At 67.0% G+C, this 16,809-nt stretch carries 15 protein-coding genes and 1 pseudogene; 8 read left to right on the forward strand and 8 right to left on the reverse strand.

What is annotated here, in order from left to right; all coding sequences use genetic code 11:
* Positions 1–42 precede the first annotated feature (42 nt).
* Positions 43–675, forward strand: a pseudogene (locus A5758_RS18345) (carboxymuconolactone decarboxylase family protein); the annotation flags it as partial.
* On the opposite strand, the gene A5758_RS18350 reads toward A5758_RS18345, so the two are convergent.
* On the reverse strand, positions 647–1,549 hold the full coding sequence (locus A5758_RS18350) for a sigma-70 family RNA polymerase sigma factor (protein ID WP_067742795.1): 903 nt from the start codon (positions 1,547–1,549) through the stop codon (positions 647–649). The pseudogene A5758_RS18345 and the gene A5758_RS18350 sit on opposite strands and share 29 nt — an antisense overlap.
* Positions 1,550–1,584: 35 nt before the next feature.
* On the opposite strand from A5758_RS18350, the gene A5758_RS18355 reads away from it, so the two are divergent.
* Positions 1,585–2,931, forward strand: coding sequence for an aspartate aminotransferase family protein (locus A5758_RS18355; protein ID WP_067742799.1), 1,347 nt, complete (start codon positions 1,585–1,587; stop codon positions 2,929–2,931).
* Here A5758_RS18355 and A5758_RS18360 read toward each other — a convergent pair.
* Positions 2,928–3,251: a hypothetical protein gene (locus tag A5758_RS18360; RefSeq protein WP_231987350.1), complete on the reverse strand. Its 324-nt coding sequence runs from the start codon at positions 3,249–3,251 to the stop codon at positions 2,928–2,930. The two genes, A5758_RS18355 and A5758_RS18360, sit on opposite strands and share 4 nt — an antisense overlap.
* Before the next feature lie 130 nt (positions 3,252–3,381).
* Between A5758_RS18360 and A5758_RS18365 the strand changes: the two genes are divergently transcribed.
* From A5758_RS18365 to nagA, 3 genes are read left to right on the forward strand one after another with little or no spacing between them, the layout of a single operon-like run.
* A complete protein-coding gene (locus A5758_RS18365) occupies positions 3,382–4,635 on the forward strand; it encodes a D-alanyl-D-alanine carboxypeptidase family protein (RefSeq protein WP_067742801.1) in 1,254 nt (417 codons plus the stop codon).
* Positions 4,632–5,966 carry a sugar porter family MFS transporter gene (locus A5758_RS18370; RefSeq protein ID WP_067207571.1) on the forward strand — a complete coding sequence of 445 codons (1,335 nt, stop codon included), beginning with the start codon at positions 4,632–4,634 and terminating at the stop codon, positions 5,964–5,966. Before A5758_RS18365 ends, A5758_RS18370 begins: the two co-directional genes overlap by 4 nt.
* Entirely contained in the window at positions 5,960–7,096 is a 1,137-nt protein-coding gene (gene nagA, locus A5758_RS18375) for an N-acetylglucosamine-6-phosphate deacetylase (protein ID WP_067207574.1), read from the forward strand. Before A5758_RS18370 ends, nagA begins: the two co-directional genes overlap by 7 nt.
* A gap of 55 nt (positions 7,097–7,151) precedes the next feature.
* Here the strand turns inward: nagA and A5758_RS18380 are convergent, their stop codons facing one another.
* Together A5758_RS18380 and A5758_RS18385 are read right to left on the reverse strand one after the other, a co-directional pair.
* Positions 7,152–7,628, reverse strand: coding sequence for a nitroreductase family deazaflavin-dependent oxidoreductase (locus A5758_RS18380; RefSeq protein ID WP_067742804.1), 477 nt, complete (start codon positions 7,626–7,628; stop codon positions 7,152–7,154).
* A gap of 40 nt (positions 7,629–7,668) precedes the next feature.
* The gene (locus A5758_RS18385) at positions 7,669–8,256 is read right to left on the reverse strand and encodes a TetR/AcrR family transcriptional regulator (protein ID WP_067742807.1); all 588 of its coding nucleotides are present in this window, start codon (positions 8,254–8,256) and stop codon (positions 7,669–7,671) included.
* A gap of 181 nt (positions 8,257–8,437) precedes the next feature.
* Here A5758_RS18385 and A5758_RS18390 point away from each other — a divergent pair, with 181 nt between their 5' ends.
* Positions 8,438–9,325, forward strand: a complete 888-nt coding sequence (locus tag A5758_RS18390) for an alpha/beta fold hydrolase (protein WP_067742810.1) — start codon at positions 8,438–8,440, stop codon at positions 9,323–9,325.
* Entirely contained in the window at positions 9,300–10,163 is an 864-nt protein-coding gene (locus A5758_RS18395; RefSeq protein WP_067742813.1) for an alpha/beta fold hydrolase, read from the forward strand. The genes A5758_RS18390 and A5758_RS18395 overlap by 26 nt, the downstream gene beginning before the upstream one ends.
* Before the next feature lie 77 nt (positions 10,164–10,240).
* Here the strand turns inward: A5758_RS18395 and yhjD are convergent, their stop codons facing one another.
* Both yhjD and trpS read right to left on the reverse strand, forming a co-directional pair.
* Entirely contained in the window at positions 10,241–11,269 is a 1,029-nt protein-coding gene (gene yhjD, locus A5758_RS18400) for an inner membrane protein YhjD (protein WP_067742816.1), read from the reverse strand.
* A 7-nt stretch (positions 11,270–11,276) separates the two neighbouring features.
* Positions 11,277–12,296 carry a tryptophan--tRNA ligase gene (gene trpS / locus A5758_RS18405; RefSeq protein ID WP_067742819.1) on the reverse strand — a complete coding sequence of 340 codons (1,020 nt, stop codon included), beginning with the start codon at positions 12,294–12,296 and terminating at the stop codon, positions 11,277–11,279.
* 211 nt (positions 12,297–12,507) lie between these two features.
* On the opposite strand from trpS, the gene A5758_RS18410 reads away from it, so the two are divergent.
* Complete coding sequence (locus A5758_RS18410; RefSeq protein ID WP_067207627.1) at positions 12,508–13,305, forward strand: alpha/beta fold hydrolase; 798 nt, start codon at positions 12,508–12,510, stop codon at positions 13,303–13,305.
* Here the strand turns inward: A5758_RS18410 and A5758_RS18415 are convergent.
* Together A5758_RS18415 and A5758_RS18420 are read right to left on the reverse strand one after the other, a co-directional pair.
* The gene (locus tag A5758_RS18415) at positions 13,298–14,527 is read right to left on the reverse strand and encodes an NADP-dependent isocitrate dehydrogenase (protein WP_067742822.1); all 1,230 of its coding nucleotides are present in this window, start codon (positions 14,525–14,527) and stop codon (positions 13,298–13,300) included. The two genes, A5758_RS18410 and A5758_RS18415, sit on opposite strands and share 8 nt — an antisense overlap.
* Positions 14,528–14,561: 34 nt before the next feature.
* A complete protein-coding gene (locus tag A5758_RS18420) occupies positions 14,562–16,799 on the reverse strand; it encodes an NADP-dependent isocitrate dehydrogenase (protein WP_067742825.1) in 2,238 nt (745 codons plus the stop codon).
* Positions 16,800–16,809 lie beyond the last annotated feature (10 nt).

The following is a 16,809-nucleotide window of genomic DNA, read 5'->3' on the forward strand; positions in this document are numbered from 1 at the left end:
ATGCTACGACTCTCGGGCGGTCGACGAGGCACAATCCGACCGTCACACTTTCGCGGCCCGTCTCGTCTCAGGGGTATGACACAGAAAACCCGCATCGAGCCCCTGTCCCCCCAGCGCGCCGGGCTGCTGACCCGCGCGATGTACCGGATCGCCGCGCGGCGCTACGGCCAGGTTCCCGAACCGTTCACCGTGGCCGCCCACCATCGCAAGCTGATGGTCGCCGGCGTTGTGCATGAGACGATGATCGACCGCGCGTCCAAGGTGCTGCCGGTCAGCGTGCGTGAGCTGGCGGTGTTGTGGACCGCGCGCAGCGTCGGCTGCTCCTGGTGTGTCGACTTCGGGTCGATGCTGCAGCGCCTGGACGGCCTCGACGTCGAGCGGCTCAAAGAGGTCGACAATTACGCCACCTCAACGGCTTTCACCGACGACGAGCGCGCCGCAATCCGCTATGCCGACGCGATGACGACCGATCCGCACACCGTCACCGACGAGCAGGTCGCCGACCTGAGGGCCCGGTTCGGCGATGCCGGCGTGATCGAGCTGACCTATCAGATCGGCGTGGAGAACATGCGGGCCCGGATGAACACCGCGCTGGGCATCACCGAGCAGGGCTTCAACTCCGGGGATGCCTGCCGCGTGCCCTGGGCTAGCGAGACCGCAGCGGAGAGCCGGTGAACTTGTCCGGGTTGGCGATATCCCAAAGCGCGCAGACCTTTCCATCGCGCACCGTCAACGCCGTGATCCGCGGCAGCATCTCCCGGTAGCCGTCGGACGCCGGGCAACCGGCGGTGTAGACACCCAGTTCGCCGTTGACCAGCCCCAGCTGATACGAGGTGAACATCGCCGGTCCGTAGCGCTGCGCCAGGCCCAGCATGAACCGGACCACCTTGTCCGGGCCGTGAATAGTCTGAACGGCCGTGGGCGCCTTGCCATTCGAATCGCCGGTGAAGGTGACGTCGGGATGCAGCAGCGAGACCACGGTGTCCAGGTCGCCGGCGGCCATGGCGGCCAGCAGCCGACCGACGACCTCGTCGTGCGACGGGTCGGGCTTCGGCGGCGGTTCGGCCGCGACCGCCTTGCGGGCCCGCGACGCCAGCTGGCGGGCGCCGGCCTCGCTGGTGCCCAGCACTCCGGCCACTTCGGCGAAGGGCACCGCGAACCCGTCGTGCAGCACGAAGGCGACCCGCTGGTCGGGCGAGAGGCGTTCGAGCACCACCATCGCCGCGAACCGGGCGTCTTCGCGGGCCACCACGGCGGCCAGCGGATCAGCGGGGTCGAGCCCGGTCACCACCGGCTCCGGCAGCCAGTTGCCGGTGTAGGTCTCGCGCCGGTGCGCGGCCGAGCGCAGCTTATCCAGGCCCAGCCGGCTCACCACCGTGGTCAGCCATGCCCGCGGGTCGGTGATGGTGGCTTCCTGCCCGTCGAAGCGCAGCCAGGCTTCCTGGACGATGTCCTCGGCGTCGGCCACCGTGCCGGTGAGCCGGTAGGCGACCGCCATGAGGTGCGGCCGCAAGGATTCGAATAATGAGACCTGTTCGGTCTCGGTCATATCGCGAGCCTAGCGCGGCTAGTCTCGCAGACACCATGACAGAACACCTCTGGCTGCACTTCGCCCGGCACGGCTCCGGCATCACGCCGCCGATCATCGTCCGCGGCGACGGCGTGACCATCTTCGACGACCGCGGCAAGAGCTACCTCGATGCGCTGTCCGGGCTGTTCACCGTGCAGGTCGGCCACGGCCGCACCGAACTCGCCGAGGTCGCCGCGCGGCAGGCGAGCACGCTCGCGTACTTCCCGCTGTGGGGTTACGCCCACCCGACCGCGGTCGAGCTCGCCGAGCGCCTGGCGCGCTACGCTCCGGGCGACCTGAACCGGGTGTTCTTCACCACGGGCGGCACCGAGGCCGTCGAGACCGCGTGGAAGCTGGCCAAGCAGTACTTCAAGCTGACCGGCAAACCCGGTAAGCACAAGGTGATTTCGCGGTCGATCGCCTATCACGGCACCACCCAGGGCGCCCTCGCGATCACCGGCCTCCCTTCGTACAAGGCGCCGTTCGAACCGGTGACGCCCGGCGGATTCCGGGTGCCCAACACGAACTTCTACCGTGCGCCCGACCCGTTCGCCAACGACCCCAAGGCGTTTGGGCAATGGGCCGCCAACCGGATCGCCGAGGCGATCGAGTTCGAGGGCCCGGCGACGGTCGCCGCGGTGTTCCTGGAACCGGTGCAGAACGCGGGCGGCGCCATCCCCCCTCCCCCGGGCTATTTCGAACGGGTGCGGCAGATCTGCGATGAGTACGACGTGCTGCTGGTCTCCGACGAGGTGATCTGCGCGTTCGGCCGCATCGGGTCGATGTTCGCCTGCTCATCTGACATCGGAGACTTCGGCTACGTGCCCGACATGATCACCTGCGCCAAGGGGCTGACGTCCGGCTACTCGCCGCTGGGCGCGATGATCGCCAGCGAGAGACTGTTCGAGCCGTTCAACGACGGGGCGACCGTATTTCCGCACGGCTATACCTTTGGCGGACACCCGGTTTCGACGGCCGTGGGGTTGGCCAACCTCGACATCTTCGAGCGCGAGGGCCTCAACGACCGCGTCAAGCAACACGCGTCCGCCTTCCGGACCACCCTGGAGCGGCTCTACGACCTGCCCATCGTCGGCGACGTGCGCGGCGAGGGCTACTTCTACGGCATCGAGCTGGTCAAGGACAAGGCGACCAAGGAAACGTTCAGCACGGAAGAGTGCGAACGGGTGCTGCACGGCTATGTGTCGCCGGCACTCTTCGAAGCGGGCCTGTATTGCCGCGCCGACGACCGCGGCGATCCCGTCGTCCAGGTGGCGCCGCCGCTGATCAGCGGTCAGGCCGAGTTCGACACCATCGAATCGGTTTTGCGCGGCGTGCTCGCGGAGGCGTTCAACAAGATTTAGCGGCGCTTCACCGCGTCGGCCGCAACCAGAACCTCCCGGGAATGCGCCGCCGTCGGGTTGGTCACCATCCGGGTTACCGAGTTGCACAGCCAGGTGAGCGCCTCGCGCAGGCCGGCGTCGGACGTGGCGTCACGATGCTGCTGCAATTCGGTCAGCACGCCTTCCAGGCCGGAGCGGCGGACCTGCGTTGACTTCTCGACTTCCTTGATCAGCTGTTGCAGCGACCGCGGAGCGTCGCGGTTCCGCCGCAACCGGGACCAGAAACGATCGGTGTGAATGGCGGGCCCTCGGGTCTCGGCGGGGAGATTCGTTGCTGTCACGCTGACGGCATGCCCAGCGTAGTGGCTCGGCGGCGTTCTCGCGCGGTCCGGCGCTCTCGCAACTTCCGTCTCACCAGTCACAGCGCGGCTCCCTCGAATCGGGCCCACAATCGCCTAGTCTGCACAAGCAATGAACTTCCTACGCCCCGCATCGTGCCTGGCAGCGGCCGTTTTCCTGATCGCCGCCCCGGTGACGCTCGCCGCGCCCGCGGCCTTACCCGCCGCCCGTGCCGAGCCGGGCGGCGGACCCAACGCCGCACCCGCGAACTGCCCCTTCAAGGTGAACACCCCACCCGCGGTGGATTCGTCGGAGGTTCCCCAGGCCGGCGACCCGCCGATCCCGCTGGCGGTGCCCGCCAAGCCGGTAGGCGGCGAGGCGCTGGCCGGCTGCGGCATCGTCGCCGCGCCCGATACGCCGGCGCTGCCCAACGACGTCTCCGCCGACGCGTGGCTGGTGGCGGACCTGGACAGCGGCGCGGTGATCGCCGCGAAGGACCCGCACGGCCGGCACCGCCCCGCCAGCATCATCAAGGTGCTGGTCGCGATGGCCGCCATAAATGCGCTCAACCTGAACAAGGCGGTACCCGGCACCGCCGACGACGCGGCCGCCGAGGGCACCAAGGTCGGCGTCGAAGAGGGCGGGGTGTTCACCGTCAACCAGCTGCTGCACGGCCTGCTGATGCACTCCGGCAACGACGCCGCGCACGCGCTGGCCATGCAGCTCGGCGGCATGCAGCAGGCGGTGGAGAAGATCAACGTGCTGGCCGCCAAGCTCGGCGGCAAGGACACTCGGGTGGTGACGCCGTCCGGGCTGGACGGGCCCGGCATGAGCACGTCGGCCTACGACATCGGCCTGTTCTACCGCTACGCCTGGCAGAACCCGACTTTCGCCGACATCGTCGCGACGCGGACGTTCGACTTCCCCGGCCACGGCGACCACCCCGGCTACGAACTGGAAAACGACAACCAGCTGCTCTACAAGTACCCGGGCGCCCTGGGCGGCAAGACCGGTTACACCGACGACGCCGGCCAGACCTTCGTGGGCGCGGCCAACCACAACGGGCGCCGCTTGATGGCCGTGCTGCTGCACGGGACGCGGCAGCCGATTGCCCCGTGGGAGCAGGCGGCGCACCTGCTGGACTACGGATTCAGCACGCCGCAGGGCACCCAGGTCGGCAACCTGATCGAACCCGACCCCTCGCTGGCGCCCGCCAAACGCGACAGCGCGGCCGACAGGCAGGGCAGCGGCGCGCAGGCCGCGGGGTTCATCCCGTCGGCGGATGCGCTGCCGATCCGGGTGGGCGTCGCCGTCATCGGGACCATCATCGTGTTTAGTTTGATCATGGTCGCACGCTCGATGAACCGCCGACCCCAACACCGTTGACCGCCCGATCGCGGGGGCTGACCGTTGGGTTGACCGCCGCCAGCATCGGCGTCATCTATGGCTACGACCTGTCCATCATCGCCGGCGCGCAGCTCTACGTCACCGAGGACTTCGGGTTGTCCACCCGGCAACAGGAACTGCTGACGACCATGGTGGTGATCGGCCAGATCGCCGGGGCGCTCGGTGCGGGCGTGCTGGCCAACGCGATCGGGCGCAAGAAATCGGTGGTGCTGCTGCTGGTCGCCTACGCGGCGTTCGCGCTGCTCGGTGCGCTCTCGGTCTCGCTGCCCATGCTGTTGGCCGCGCGGCTCCTGCTGGGCCTGACCCTCGGCGTGGCGGTGGTGGTCGTGCCGGTATACATCGCGGAATCGGCCCCGACGGCGGTGCGCGGGTCGCTGCTGACCGCCTATCAACTGGCCATCGTCAGCGGGCTCATCGTCGGCTACCTGACCGGATATCTACTGGCCGGCACCCACAGCTGGCGCTGGATGCTGGGGCTGGCCACCGTGCCCGCAATGTTGTTGCTGCCGTTGCTCATTCGCGCGCCCGACACGGCGCGGTGGTACGTGCTGAAGGGCCGGCCCGACGAGGCCCGCCGGGCGTTGCTGCGCGTCGAGCCCGACGCCCGGGTCGACGAGGAGCTCGCCGAGATCGGCCGCGCCCTGGGCGAAGGGAGCGGCGGCTGGTCCGAGATGCTGCGCCCGCCGTATGCGCGGGCCACCGCCTTCGTGGTCACGCTCGGCTTCCTGATCCAGATCACCGGCATCAACGCGATCATCTATTACAGCCCACGGATATTCCAAGCGATGGGCTTCGCGGGCAACTTCGCGCTGCTGGCGCTGCCGGCCCTGGTCCAGGTCGCCGGGTTGGCCGCCGTGGGCGCATCGCTGCTGCTCGTCGACAGGGTGGGCCGGCGCCCAATCCTGTTGTCCGGCATCGCCATGATGATCGCCGCCGACGTCGTGCTGATGGGCGTGTTCGGGCGGGGCATCGGCGGCGCGGCACTCGGCTTCGCCGGCATACTGCTGTTCATCATCGGCTACACCATGGGGTTCGGGTCCCTGGGCTGGGTGTACGCCAGCGAGAGCTTCCCGTCCCGGTTGCGGTCAATCGGGTCGAGCACGATGCTCACCTCCAACCTGGTGGCCAACGCGATCATCGCCGCCGTGTTCCTCACCATGCTGCATTCCCTCGGTGGCGCAGGCACTTTCGCAGTGTTCGCCGCCCTGGCAGTAGTCGCATTCGTCGTCGTCTACCGGTTTGCGCCGGAGACCAAGGGCCGCCAGCTGGAGGAAATCCGGCACTTCTGGGAAAACGGCGGGCGATGGTAGTGATCGCCGCCGGCACCATGGTGCTCGACGGGCAGGTCCGCCGGCCGGGCTGGCTGGAGACGGACGGCGGGCGGATCGTGGCCTGCGGCGCGGGCGCCCCGCCCCGCCCGGCCGACACGGACTTCCCCGACGGCACCGTGGTGCCCGGGTTCATCGACATGCACGTGCACGGCGGCGGCGGCGCCTCCTACACCGACCGCGGCGGCATCACCGGGGCGGCCGAATTCCATCTGCGGCACGGCACCACGACGACGCTCGCCAGCCTGGTGACCGCCTCGCCCGCGGAGTTGCTCGCAGGCGTGCGCGCGCTCGCCGAAGCCGCCCGGCACGGCACCGTCGCCGGCATCCACCTGGAGGGGCCGTGGCTCTCCCGGGCCCGCTGCGGTGCGCACGAACCGGCCCAGATACGCGATCCGGACCCGGCCGAGATCGACGCCGTGCTCGACGCGGGCGCCGGCGCGATCCGGATGGTCACCCTGGCGCCCGAGCTGCCCGGGGCCGACGAGGCGATCCGGCGCTTTCTCGGCGCCGGAGTGGTTGTGGCGGTGGGGCATACGAACGCCACCTATGAGCAGACCGAGCACGCCATCGCACTCGGCGCCACGGTCGGCACCCACCTGTGCAACGCGATGCCGCCGCTGCACCACCGCGAGCCCGGGCCGGTGCTCGCCCTGCTGCGCCACCCGGGAGTCACCGTCGAACTGATCGCCGACGGCGTGCACGTGCACCCGGCCGTCGTGCGCGCGGTGATCGGGGCCGCCGGGCCCGAGCGGGTCGCCGTCGTCACCGACGCCATCGCCGCGGCCGGCCGGGGTGACGGGGCGTTCCGCCTCGGCGCGGTGGCCGTCGACGTGGTTTCCGGCGTTGCGCGGGTTGCCGGGACGTCGACGATCGCGGGCAGCACCGCGACCATGGACCGGCTGTTCCGCGCGGTGCATGCCGATGCGGGACTGGCGGTGGCGGCGCAGACGACCTCGGCGACGCCGGCACGGACGCTCGGCCTGGAGCGGGTGGGCAGCCTGCGCGCCGGCCATGAAGCCAATCTCGTTGTGCTGGATCGCGATCTGGGAATCGTCACTGTCATGGCCCGTGGCGAATGGTTGGTGACGGGGGGCGGGGGGTCTCAATAGTGCGGTCCGTCGGGCATCGCGCCCCGTCGACACGTCGACGGGGAGACGTAGCCGGCTACCGCGGCTCTAGGACGATGACGGGGATCTCGCGGTCGGTCCAACTCTGGTATGACTCGAAATCTGCGTAGGTGTCGATGAGTCGCGGCCAAAGTCGCGCTCGTTCGTCGGCGTCGGCTTGACGCGCCGTCACGGCGCGGCGCTTGGCACGAACTGTGATGTGGGTGTCGGGATTGATCAACACGTTGCGATACCACTGGGGGTTCTCGTCACGTCCTGCCGCCGAGGCGACGACGATGACGTTGGGACCATCGTTCATGTACAGCAACGGCGTCGTGAAGCGCTTACCGGACTTACGCCCTAGGTGGTCCAGCAACAACGTTGGGGCGGGCTTGCGGAAGCCGGCTCCGATGCGCAGGTTGCCCCCGAAGCGTCCTTGGCTGACGCGGTAAACGGACGCGTGGGCCCGGCTGAGGTAGCGCGACGCCAGCAAGACAAATCGCGAGTTGAGCTGTCTTGGTTTCTGCACAGCCATCGCGCCTCTCGAAGATGGGTGGGATCAGGTGGTGCGCGATCTAGGACCGACTTGGGTTGCCGAGGAGGTTAAGCGCGGTGCTGATGCCTGCTTCCAGCACGTCGCCGGACAGTTCCGGGTCGGTGACCGCCCGCGCGAGTTGCAGGCTGCCGACCAGAAGTGTGAACAACCCGGTCGCCCTGCTGCGAGCGGCCGCCGGGTCATCCGGCGACAAATGGGCTGCCACCGCGTCGATGATGGCTTGCGCGCCCTGGGTGTAGGAGGCTCGGATCGCTCGGTCGCAGCGGCCGATCTCATCGAGCAGCGCCGCCGACGGACAACCGATCGCCGGGCGGTCGCGGTGATCCGCGGAAAGGTACTCGCGGATGAAATGCTCGAGCGATTCCCCGCCGGGCGGTAGCGCCGTCATCGCGGCCGCTTGGTTTCGGAGCTGGTCGGACACCACGCTGGCCACAAGGTCATTTTTCGATCCGAAGTGGGCGTAGAAGGCGCCGTTGGTGAGCCCGGCGTCCGCCATCAATGCCGCGATCCCGGAACCGTCGATGCCGTCGCGCTTCAACCGTTGGCCCGCTCGTTCGATGATCCGGCGCCGCGTCTCGACCTTGTGCGCCGTGTCGTACCTCGCCATCCCTTGTCCTCCAATGGCCAGCTCGTCTCTTGACTCATGATACATCATTGTCTTACGGTCATAATATTATGACTGGCAGCCAAAGATTGGCAGGTTTCCGCCGGCCCCGCATTCCCCGACCTTCCGCCGGTCCGCCGCACATAACCGACCGCGGCGTCGCGGACACACCGAAAGGCATGACATGGCCACCTGGAAAGACACGCCCACGCGCAAGATTCGTGCCAACGGCGTCGACTTCGCCTACCGCGAGGTCGGAACCGGCGCAGGTGTTCCCGTGGTCTTCCTGCACCACCTGACCGCGGTGCTCGACGACTGGGATCCCCGAGTCATCGACGGCATCGCCGCGCACCGCCACGTCATCGCGTTCGACAATCGGGGCGTCGGCGCGACGAGCTCCAAGGTGCCCAGCAACATCGACCAGATGGGCGCGGACGCCATCGCATTCGTCCGGGCGCTAGGCCTGACGCACGTGGATCTGCTGGGATTCTCACTCGGCGGCGGCGTCGCCCAGATGGTTGCCCTGCAGGAACCAAGCCTGGTGCGACGCATGATCCTGGCCGGAACGGGGCCGCGCGGCGGAGGAGGCATCGAACAGATCACCAAGATCTTCGTCATCGCCTATCTCAAAGCCGCGCTCACGCGTAGCGATCCAAGAAACTTTCTGTTCTTCCCCCGCACCCCGGAGGGAAAGCGTGCCGCGTCCGATTATTTGCGCCGCCTGAAAGAACGCGCGCTCGACCGCGACAAGCCCATATCGGTTCAGGCCCGCGTCGCGCAACTGAAGGCGATCCGAGCGGCCGGCCTGAGTGCCCCCGACGACCTCTCTGCGATCACCCAACCGGTTCTTGTCGTCAACGGCGACCACGATCTGATGGTCGAAAGCAGCCTCTCCGCCGACATGGCACGACGGATTCCCAACGCGCAGTTGAGGATCTATCCCCGCTCCGGCCACGGCGGCGTGTTCCAGTACCACGAGACCTTCGTCGCCGATGTTTTGCGCTTTCTGGGCGAGGAGTCAACCACCGAAGAAAAGGGAGTGTCCGATGAACAACACGCACCACAAAGATGACCTGATCCTGTCCTACCGCGATGCGCCGGCACGCTCGGTCAGCGCCGGCGGCGTGACCTTCGTGTATCGAGAACTGGGCCCCAAAGGGGGTGTGCCCGTGGTGTTCTTGGTCCATCTCGCAGCGACCCTGGATAACTGGGATCCCCGCATCATCGATCCCATTGCCGCCCACCACCACGTCATCGCATTCGACAACCGCGGGGTGGGCGCCTCCAGTGGTGAGGTGCCGTTGACCGTCGAGGCTATGGCCGATGACGCTTACATGTTCATTCAGGCACTCGGCCATCACACCGTCGACATCTTCGCGTTCTCGCTCGGCGGCATGGTCGCCCAGGCGCTCGTGCTCAAGCACCCGGACGTCGTCCGCAAGCTGATCTTGACCGGCACCGGACCAGCGGGCGGAAAGGCGATCGATAAGGTGGCCGGGGTCACCTACTACGACATGGTTCGCGCGACCCTCACGCGTCGCGATCCCAAGGAGTATCTCTTCTTCAATCGCGACGCCACTGGCCGCCGCGCGGGCCGCGAGTTCGTAGAACGCCTCGAGGAACGCACTGAGGATCGCGACGCTCCGATCACGATCAAAGCATTTCAGCGGCAACTCAAGGCGATCAAGAAATGGGGGCGCTCGACACCGGCCGTCTTGTCGGGAATCAGCCAGCCGACCCTCATCGCCAACGGCGACCACGACCGGATGGTGCCGACCGTGCTCTCCGAGGACCTGCACCGCAGAATCCCCGGTTCGCAACTCATCATCTACCCGAACTCCGGCCACGGCGGGATCTTCCAGTACCACACCGACTTCTCGGCGAAGGCTGTCGCTTTCCTGACCGACTGACGAATCCGTGTGGGGTGTGCCCGCATCACCGACGTATCGTCGGGGCCCGGCCCCTGGCGGGCAAAGCGTTCCGACCGCTACCGGCCCCGCCGCGTGACACGCGAAAGAGCCAGCGCCCCAACGGCTCCCATCGCCATCGCGGTCAGCGTCTGCCGCGTGCTGATCCCCTCGTCCAGTTGCACGCGCGGGGCGATGATCGCCGGCGCGGGCGGTGCGACGTGGCGGGTGCGCGGGTGATCGGATGCCGTCGCCGCCCACGCGGTGCAGAAGAGCACGAGATACGAGGTGATGTAGGCGAACACCATCAGACCCAGCACCGGGCCGAACGTGGCTCCCGCGGGGCTGCGCAACACCACCCGCAGATAGATGGAACCCACCTGCTTGAACGCTTCGAACCCGACCGCCGCCATCAGCGCGCCGCGCGCCGAGTCGGCCAGGCTGACCTTCTCGCGCGGCAGCCGGGCGATCATCCAGGTGAACAGCATCCACGAGATGGCGGTCGAGATCACGATCGACAACAGCCAAAACAGCCAGTCCAATACCGAAAGCTGCGGCACCCCAAGCCATTTCAACAGTGCGGCGAGGGGCGCGTCATGGCCAACGGTGGTCAGGCCGACAGTGGCCACGATCACCGCGAAGGTCCCCAGCATGGCCAACAGATCGGAAAGCTTGTTGCGCACGAAGCCCGGCGACTCGATGCGCTCGTCCCACCACATCTCCGTCAACGCCTGGCGTAGATGCGATATCCAGCCCAGACCCGCCCAGACCGCGGTGGCCAGGCCGATCACACCCACCGACGCCCGCGCATCGATCGCCGAGTTCATCAAGTCGAGCAGCTGATCGCCCAGCGCGCCGGTCACCTGGGACCGGATGTGGTCGTCGATCGATTTCAGCAGCTCGGGCCGCCGGACCAGGATGAACCCGAAGGCCGCGAAACCGACCATCAGCAAAGGGAATAGCGCGAAGATCGTGTAATAGGTGAGGCCGGCCGCGAAGAACCCGCCGTTGCGGTCGTCGAAGCGCTGGTAGGCGCGCAGGACGTGGTCGAGCCAGCCGTACCGGGCCCGCAGCCGGTCGAGGGCGCCCGCCTTGGCCGGCTCGCTCATGGTGAACTCATCCTCGTTGCGGAAGGAAACCTAACCGATCGTAGACCCGCCGAACGGTTTCGCCGGCCACATCCTCGGCCCGGTGTGCCCCGGCCGCCAGGATCCCCTCCAATTCGGCTGGGTCAGCCAGCAATTCGTCGACGCGGGCCTTGATCGGGCTGACGAACTCGACGACCGCCTCGGCGGTCTCCTTCTTCAGGTCGCCGTAGCCCCGTCCGGCGTAGCCTTCCACGAGCTTGTCGATGCCGACGCCGGTGACCGCGGACTGGATGGTCAGCAGGTTGGACACGCCCGGCTTCGCGTCGGTGTCGAAGCGGATCTCACGCTCGCTGTCGGTGACCGCCGAGCGAATCTTCTTCGCGGACGCGGCGGGATCGTCGAGCAGGTTGATCAAGCCGGCATCGGTGGCCGCCGACTTGCTCATCTTCGACGTCGGCTCCTGCAGGTCGTAGATCTTGGCGGTGACCTTCGGGATCAGCAGGTCGGGAACCACGAACGTGTCGGGGAACCGGCTGTTGAACCGCTGGGCCACGTCGCGCGCCAGCTCGAGATGCTGGCGCTGGTCCTCGCCCACCGGCACCAGCTCGGCGTCGTAGGCCAGGACGTCGGCGGCCTGCAACACCGGATAGGTGAACAGGCCCACGGTGGTGGAGTCGCCGCCCTGGCGGGCCGACTTGTCTTTGAACTGCGTCATCCGCGAGGCCTGACCGAAGCCGGTGAAGCAGCCCAGCACCCAGGCCAGCTGGGAGTGCGCGGGCACGTGGCTCTGCACGAAGATCGTGCTGCGGGCGGGGTCGATGCCCAGCGCCAGGTATTGGGCGGCCGTGGCCAGGGTCCGGCGGCGCAGCGCGTCGGGATCCTGGGGGATCGTGATGGCGTGCAGGTCGACCACGCAGAAGAAGGGCTCGTGATCGTCCTGCAGCGCGACCCACTGGGTGATGGCACCCAAGGCGTTCCCCAGGTGAAGCGAATCGGAGGTGGGCTGCACGCCGGAGAAAATCCGGCGGGATCCGGTAGCGGTGCTCATGATGCACCGATCTTTTCACGCGGCCCGCTTCTGCCGAGTGCCCGGCCAGCCGGGCCCCCGCCTTCCAGAGTGCGGCGAGACGGGCGCTCGCGCTGCCCTCGCTTGCGGTACCGGCGGTACCGCCTTTAATGTCGGCGGTATGGGGAGCAAGAGGACGAACAGCAACACAGGGACGCGGCCACCGATCCACCTCGGTTCGGGACAGCCGGTTCTGTTGCTGCACCCGTTCCTGCTGTCCCAGGCGGTCTGGGAGGACGTCGCCCGGCGGTTGGCCGACACCGGGCGGTATGAGGTTTTCGCCCCGACGATGGCCGGCCACAATGGCGGGCCGCCCGCCGGGACCTGGTTCCTGTCTTCGGCGGTGCTGGCCGACCACGTGGAGCACCAGATGGACGAGCTGGGCTGGGATACCGCCCACATCGTCGGCAACTCGCTGGGCGGCTGGGTCGCGTTCGAGCTCGAGCGACGCGGGCGGGCGCGCAGCGTCATGGGCATCGCCCCGGCCGGCGGCTGGACGCGGTGGAGCCCGGCCAAGTTCGAGGTGATCGCCAAGTTCATCCTCGGCATTCCGCTACTGGTGCTGGCCTGGCTGTTCGGCCCGAAGGTGATGCGCCTGCCGTTCAGCCGCCAGCTGGCCACCTACGCGATCAGCGCAACGCCGGAGGGGATCAGCGACTCTCAACTGCTCGGCTGCATCGACGACGTCGCCCACTGCCCGGCCTACTTCCAGCTGCTGGTCAAGTCGCTGCTGCTGCACGGCCTGCAGGAGCTCGCCGAAAACGCCGTCCCGGCGCACCTGGTGATCTGCGAGAAGGACCGGATTGTGCCCGCACCCAGGTTCAGCCGGCATTTCACCACCCATCTGCCCGACGACCACCAGGTCACCGAGCTCGACGGCGTGGGGCACATCCCGATGTTCGAGGCGCCCGAGCGCGTGGCCGAACTGATCACCGAGTTCCTCGACGAGTGCACCGCCGCAAGCCGGGGCGCGAACCCATCGGCTAGTTAGCCAGCTTCTTTTCCAGGTTCTCGGCGATCGAGTTGAGGAACTCCTCGCTCTGCTGCCATTCCTGGTCGGGGCCGATGAGGATGGCCAGGTCCTTGGTCATCTTCCCGCTCTCCACCGTCTCGACCACCACGTTTTCCAGCGTCTGGGCGAACTCGATCACCTCCGGGGTGCCGTCGAGCTTGCCGCGGTGCTGCAGCCCACGCGTCCAGGCGAAGATCGAGGCGATCGGGTTCGTCGACGTCGGCTTGCCGGCCTGGTACTGGCGGAAGTGCCGGGTGACGGTGCCGTGGGCGGCCTCGGCCTCGACCGTCTTGCCGTCGGCGGTCATCAGCACCGACGTCATCAGCCCCAACGATCCGTAGCCCTGCGCGACCAGGTCGGACTGGACGTCGCCGTCGTAGTTCTTGCAGGCCCACACGTAGCCGCCCTCCCACTTGAGGCAGGCGGCCACCATGTCGTCGATCAGCCGGTGCTCGTAGGTCAGCCCCTCGGCCTCGAACTTGTCCTTGAACTCCTCGTCGTAGATGCGCTGGAACTCGTCCTTGAACATGCCGTCGTAGGCCTTGAGGATGGTGTTCTTGGTGGACAGGTACACCGGCCACTTGGCGTTCAGGCCGTAGGCCAGCGAGGCGCGCGCGAAATCCCGGATGGATTCCTTGAAGTTGTACATCCCCATCACGACACCACCGTCGTCGGGGATGGACACCACCTCGTGCACCATCGGCTTGCTGCCGTCCGACGGTGTGAACGTGATCGAGACGGTGCCCGGCTTGTCGACCTTGAAGTTCGTCGCCCGGTACTGGTCGCCGAACGCGTGGCGGCCGATGACGATCGGCTTGGTCCAGCCGGGCACCAGGCGCGGCACGTTGGAGATCACGATCGGCTCACGGAAGATGGTGCCGCCCAGGATGTTCCGGATCGTGCCGTTGGGTGACAGCCACATCTTCTTCAGGTTGAATTCGGAGACACGGGCCTCGTCGGGGGTGATGGTGGCGCACTTGACACCCACCCGGTGCTTCTTGATGGCGTACGCGGCGTCGATCGTCACCTGATCGTTGGTGCGGTCGCGGTTTTCGATGCCCAGGTCGTAGTAGTCCAGGTGGATGTCGAGATGCGGCAGGATCAGCATGTCCTTGATGAACTTCCAGATGACCCGGGTCATCTCGTCACCGTCGAGCTCGACTATGGGCCCCTTGACTTTGATCTTGTATTCGCCTGACATATCGAGCCCGACTTTCTGTTTGCGGCTCTTAACCTTACGAGCCTTGCGAAGCGGCTAACGCCTCATTGAACGTCTTGCTCGGCCGCATCACCGCAGTCGTCTTCTCGCTGTCCGGGTAGTAGTAGCCACCGAGGTCGACCGACTCGCCCTGCGCCTCGGCGAGCTCGGCCACGATGGTGTCCTCGTTGTCGCCCAACGACTTGGCCAGCGCGGCGAAATGCTCGCGCAGCTCTTCGTCGTCGGATTGCGCAAGTTCGGAGGCCCAGTACAGCGCCAAATAGAACTGGCTGCCGCGGTTGTCGAGTTCGCCGGCCTTGCGCGACGGACTCTTGTTGTTCTCCAGCAGCTTGCCGATCGCCGCGTCCAGCGTCTTGCCCAGTATCTTGGCGCGCTCGTTGTCGGTCTTGATCCCGATATCTTCGAAACATGCTCCGAGAGCGAGGAATTCACCGAGGGAATCCCAGCGCAGATGATTCTCCTCGAGCAGTTGGTGGACGTGCTTGGGCGCCGAACCGCCCGCTCCCGTTTCGTACATTCCGCCGCCGGCCATCAACGGCACGATGGACAGCATCTTGGCGCTGGTGCCCAGCTCCAGGATCGGGAACAGGTCGGTGAGGTAATCGCGCAGGATGTTTCCGGTTGCGGCGATGGTGTCCTGCCCGCGCATCGCGCGCTCCAGCGTGTACCTCATGGCCCACACCTGCGGCATGATCTGGATCTCCAGGCCCTCGGTGTCGTGCTCTTTGAGGTACTCCTTGACCTTCTTGCGCAGCTCGACCTCGTGCGGCCGCTCGGTGTCCAGCCAGAACACCACCGTCATGCCCGAGTTCCGCGCCCGGTTGACGGCCAGCTTGACCCAGTCGCGAATCGCTTCGTCGGTGACGATGGGCATCCGCCAGATGTCGCCGGCCTCGACGTTCTGGGTGAGCAGGACTTCCCCGGTGTCGAGGTCGACGATGTTGGCGACGCCGTCCTCGGGGACTTCGAACGTCTTGTCGTGCGAGCCGTACTCCTCGGCCTGCTGCGCCATCAGGCCGACGTTGGGCACGGTGCCCATCGTGGTCGGGTCGAACTGCCCGTGGGTTTTACAGAAGTTGATGATCTCTTGGTAGATCCGGGAGAAGGTCGACTCGGGGTTGACGGCCTTGGTGTCCTTCTGCCGCCCGTCGGCGCCCCACATCTTGCCGCCCGCGCGGATCATCGCCGGCATCGAGGCATCCACGATCACGTCGCTGGGCGAATGAAAGTTGGTGATGCCCTTGGCCGAATCGACCATCGCCAGTTCGGGGCGGTGTTCGTGGCAGGCGTGCAGGTCGCGGATGATCTCCTCGTGCAGCGACGCGGGCAGCGCCTCGATCTTGCTGTAGAGGTCGACCAATCCGTTGTTGACGTCGACGCCCAGCTCGTCGAAGAGCTCCTGGTGCTTGGCGAAGGCGTCCTTGTAGAAGACCTTTACGGCGTGGCCGAAGACGATGGGATGCGAGACCTTCATCATCGTTGCCTTGACGTGCAGCGAGAACATCACGCCGGTCTCGTAGGCGTCCTGCATCTGCTCTTCGTAGAACTCGACCAGGGCCTTCTTGCTCATGAACATGCTGTCGATGACGTCGCCTTCGCGCAGCTCGACCTTGGGCTTGAGCTCGAGGGTCTTCCCGCCCTTGGTCTCCAGCACCATCTTCACGTTGCGCGCGCGGTCCAGCGTCATCGACTTCTCACCGTGGTAGAAGTCGCCGTGCCGCATGGTCGCGACATGGGTGCGCGAGGCCGGCGACCACTCCCCCATGCTGTGTGGGTGCTTGCGCGCGTACTCCTTGACGGCCTTTGGCGCGCGCCGGTCCGAGTTGCCTTCTCGCAGAACCGGGTTGACCGCGCTGCCCAGGCATTTGCCGTAGCGGGCGCGGATTTCCCTCTCCTCGTCGGTCTTCGGACTCTGCGGGAAGTCCGGAATCTTGAAGCCTTTGCCCTGCAGCTCCTTGACGGCGGCGATCAGCTGGGGCACCGAGGCGCTGATGTTCGGCAGCTTGATGATGTTGGTGTCGGCGAGCTTGGTCAGCTTGCCCAGCTCCCCCAGGTTGTCCGGAACCCGTTGCTCTTCGGTCAGGTGTTCGGGGAACTCGGCGAGGATCCGGGCGGCGACGGAGATGTCGCTGGACTTGATCTGGATGCCCGCCGGCTCCGCGAAGGCGCGCACGATCGGGAGGAACGCGTAGGTCGCCAGCAACGGCGCCTCGTCGGTCAGTGTGTAGATGACGGTCGGCTGTTCGGCGCTCACGGTCCCTCTC

The sequence above is a fragment of the Mycobacterium sp. 852014-50255_SCH5639931 genome (assembly GCF_001665605.1).
Lineage (GTDB): Bacteria > Actinomycetota > Actinomycetes > Mycobacteriales > Mycobacteriaceae > Mycobacterium > Mycobacterium paraffinicum.

What these genes read in the sequence shown, in the direction of transcription:
- nagA (WP_067207574.1), top strand. Translation starts at nt 5,960, where the DNA reads ATGGTAGTGATCGCCGCCGGCACCATGGTGCTCGACGGGCAGGTCCGC.
- A5758_RS18415 (WP_067742822.1), bottom strand. Translation starts at nt 14,527, where the DNA reads ATGTCAGGCGAATACAAGATCAAAGTCAAGGGGCCCATAGTCGAGCTC.
- A5758_RS18355 (WP_067742799.1), top strand. Translation starts at nt 1,585, where the DNA reads ATGACAGAACACCTCTGGCTGCACTTCGCCCGGCACGGCTCCGGCATC.
- A5758_RS18350 (WP_067742795.1), bottom strand. Translation starts at nt 1,549, where the DNA reads ATGACCGAGACCGAACAGGTCTCATTATTCGAATCCTTGCGGCCGCAC.
- A5758_RS18395 (WP_067742813.1), top strand. Translation starts at nt 9,300, where the DNA reads ATGAACAACACGCACCACAAAGATGACCTGATCCTGTCCTACCGCGAT.
- A5758_RS18365 (WP_067742801.1), top strand. Translation starts at nt 3,382, where the DNA reads ATGAACTTCCTACGCCCCGCATCGTGCCTGGCAGCGGCCGTTTTCCTG.
- yhjD (WP_067742816.1), bottom strand. Translation starts at nt 11,269, where the DNA reads ATGAGCGAGCCGGCCAAGGCGGGCGCCCTCGACCGGCTGCGGGCCCGG.
- trpS (WP_067742819.1), bottom strand. Translation starts at nt 12,296, where the DNA reads ATGAGCACCGCTACCGGATCCCGCCGGATTTTCTCCGGCGTGCAGCCC.
- A5758_RS18380 (WP_067742804.1), bottom strand. Translation starts at nt 7,628, where the DNA reads ATGGCTGTGCAGAAACCAAGACAGCTCAACTCGCGATTTGTCTTGCTG.
- A5758_RS18390 (WP_067742810.1), top strand. Translation starts at nt 8,438, where the DNA reads ATGGCCACCTGGAAAGACACGCCCACGCGCAAGATTCGTGCCAACGGC.
- A5758_RS18385 (WP_067742807.1), bottom strand. Translation starts at nt 8,256, where the DNA reads ATGGCGAGGTACGACACGGCGCACAAGGTCGAGACGCGGCGCCGGATC.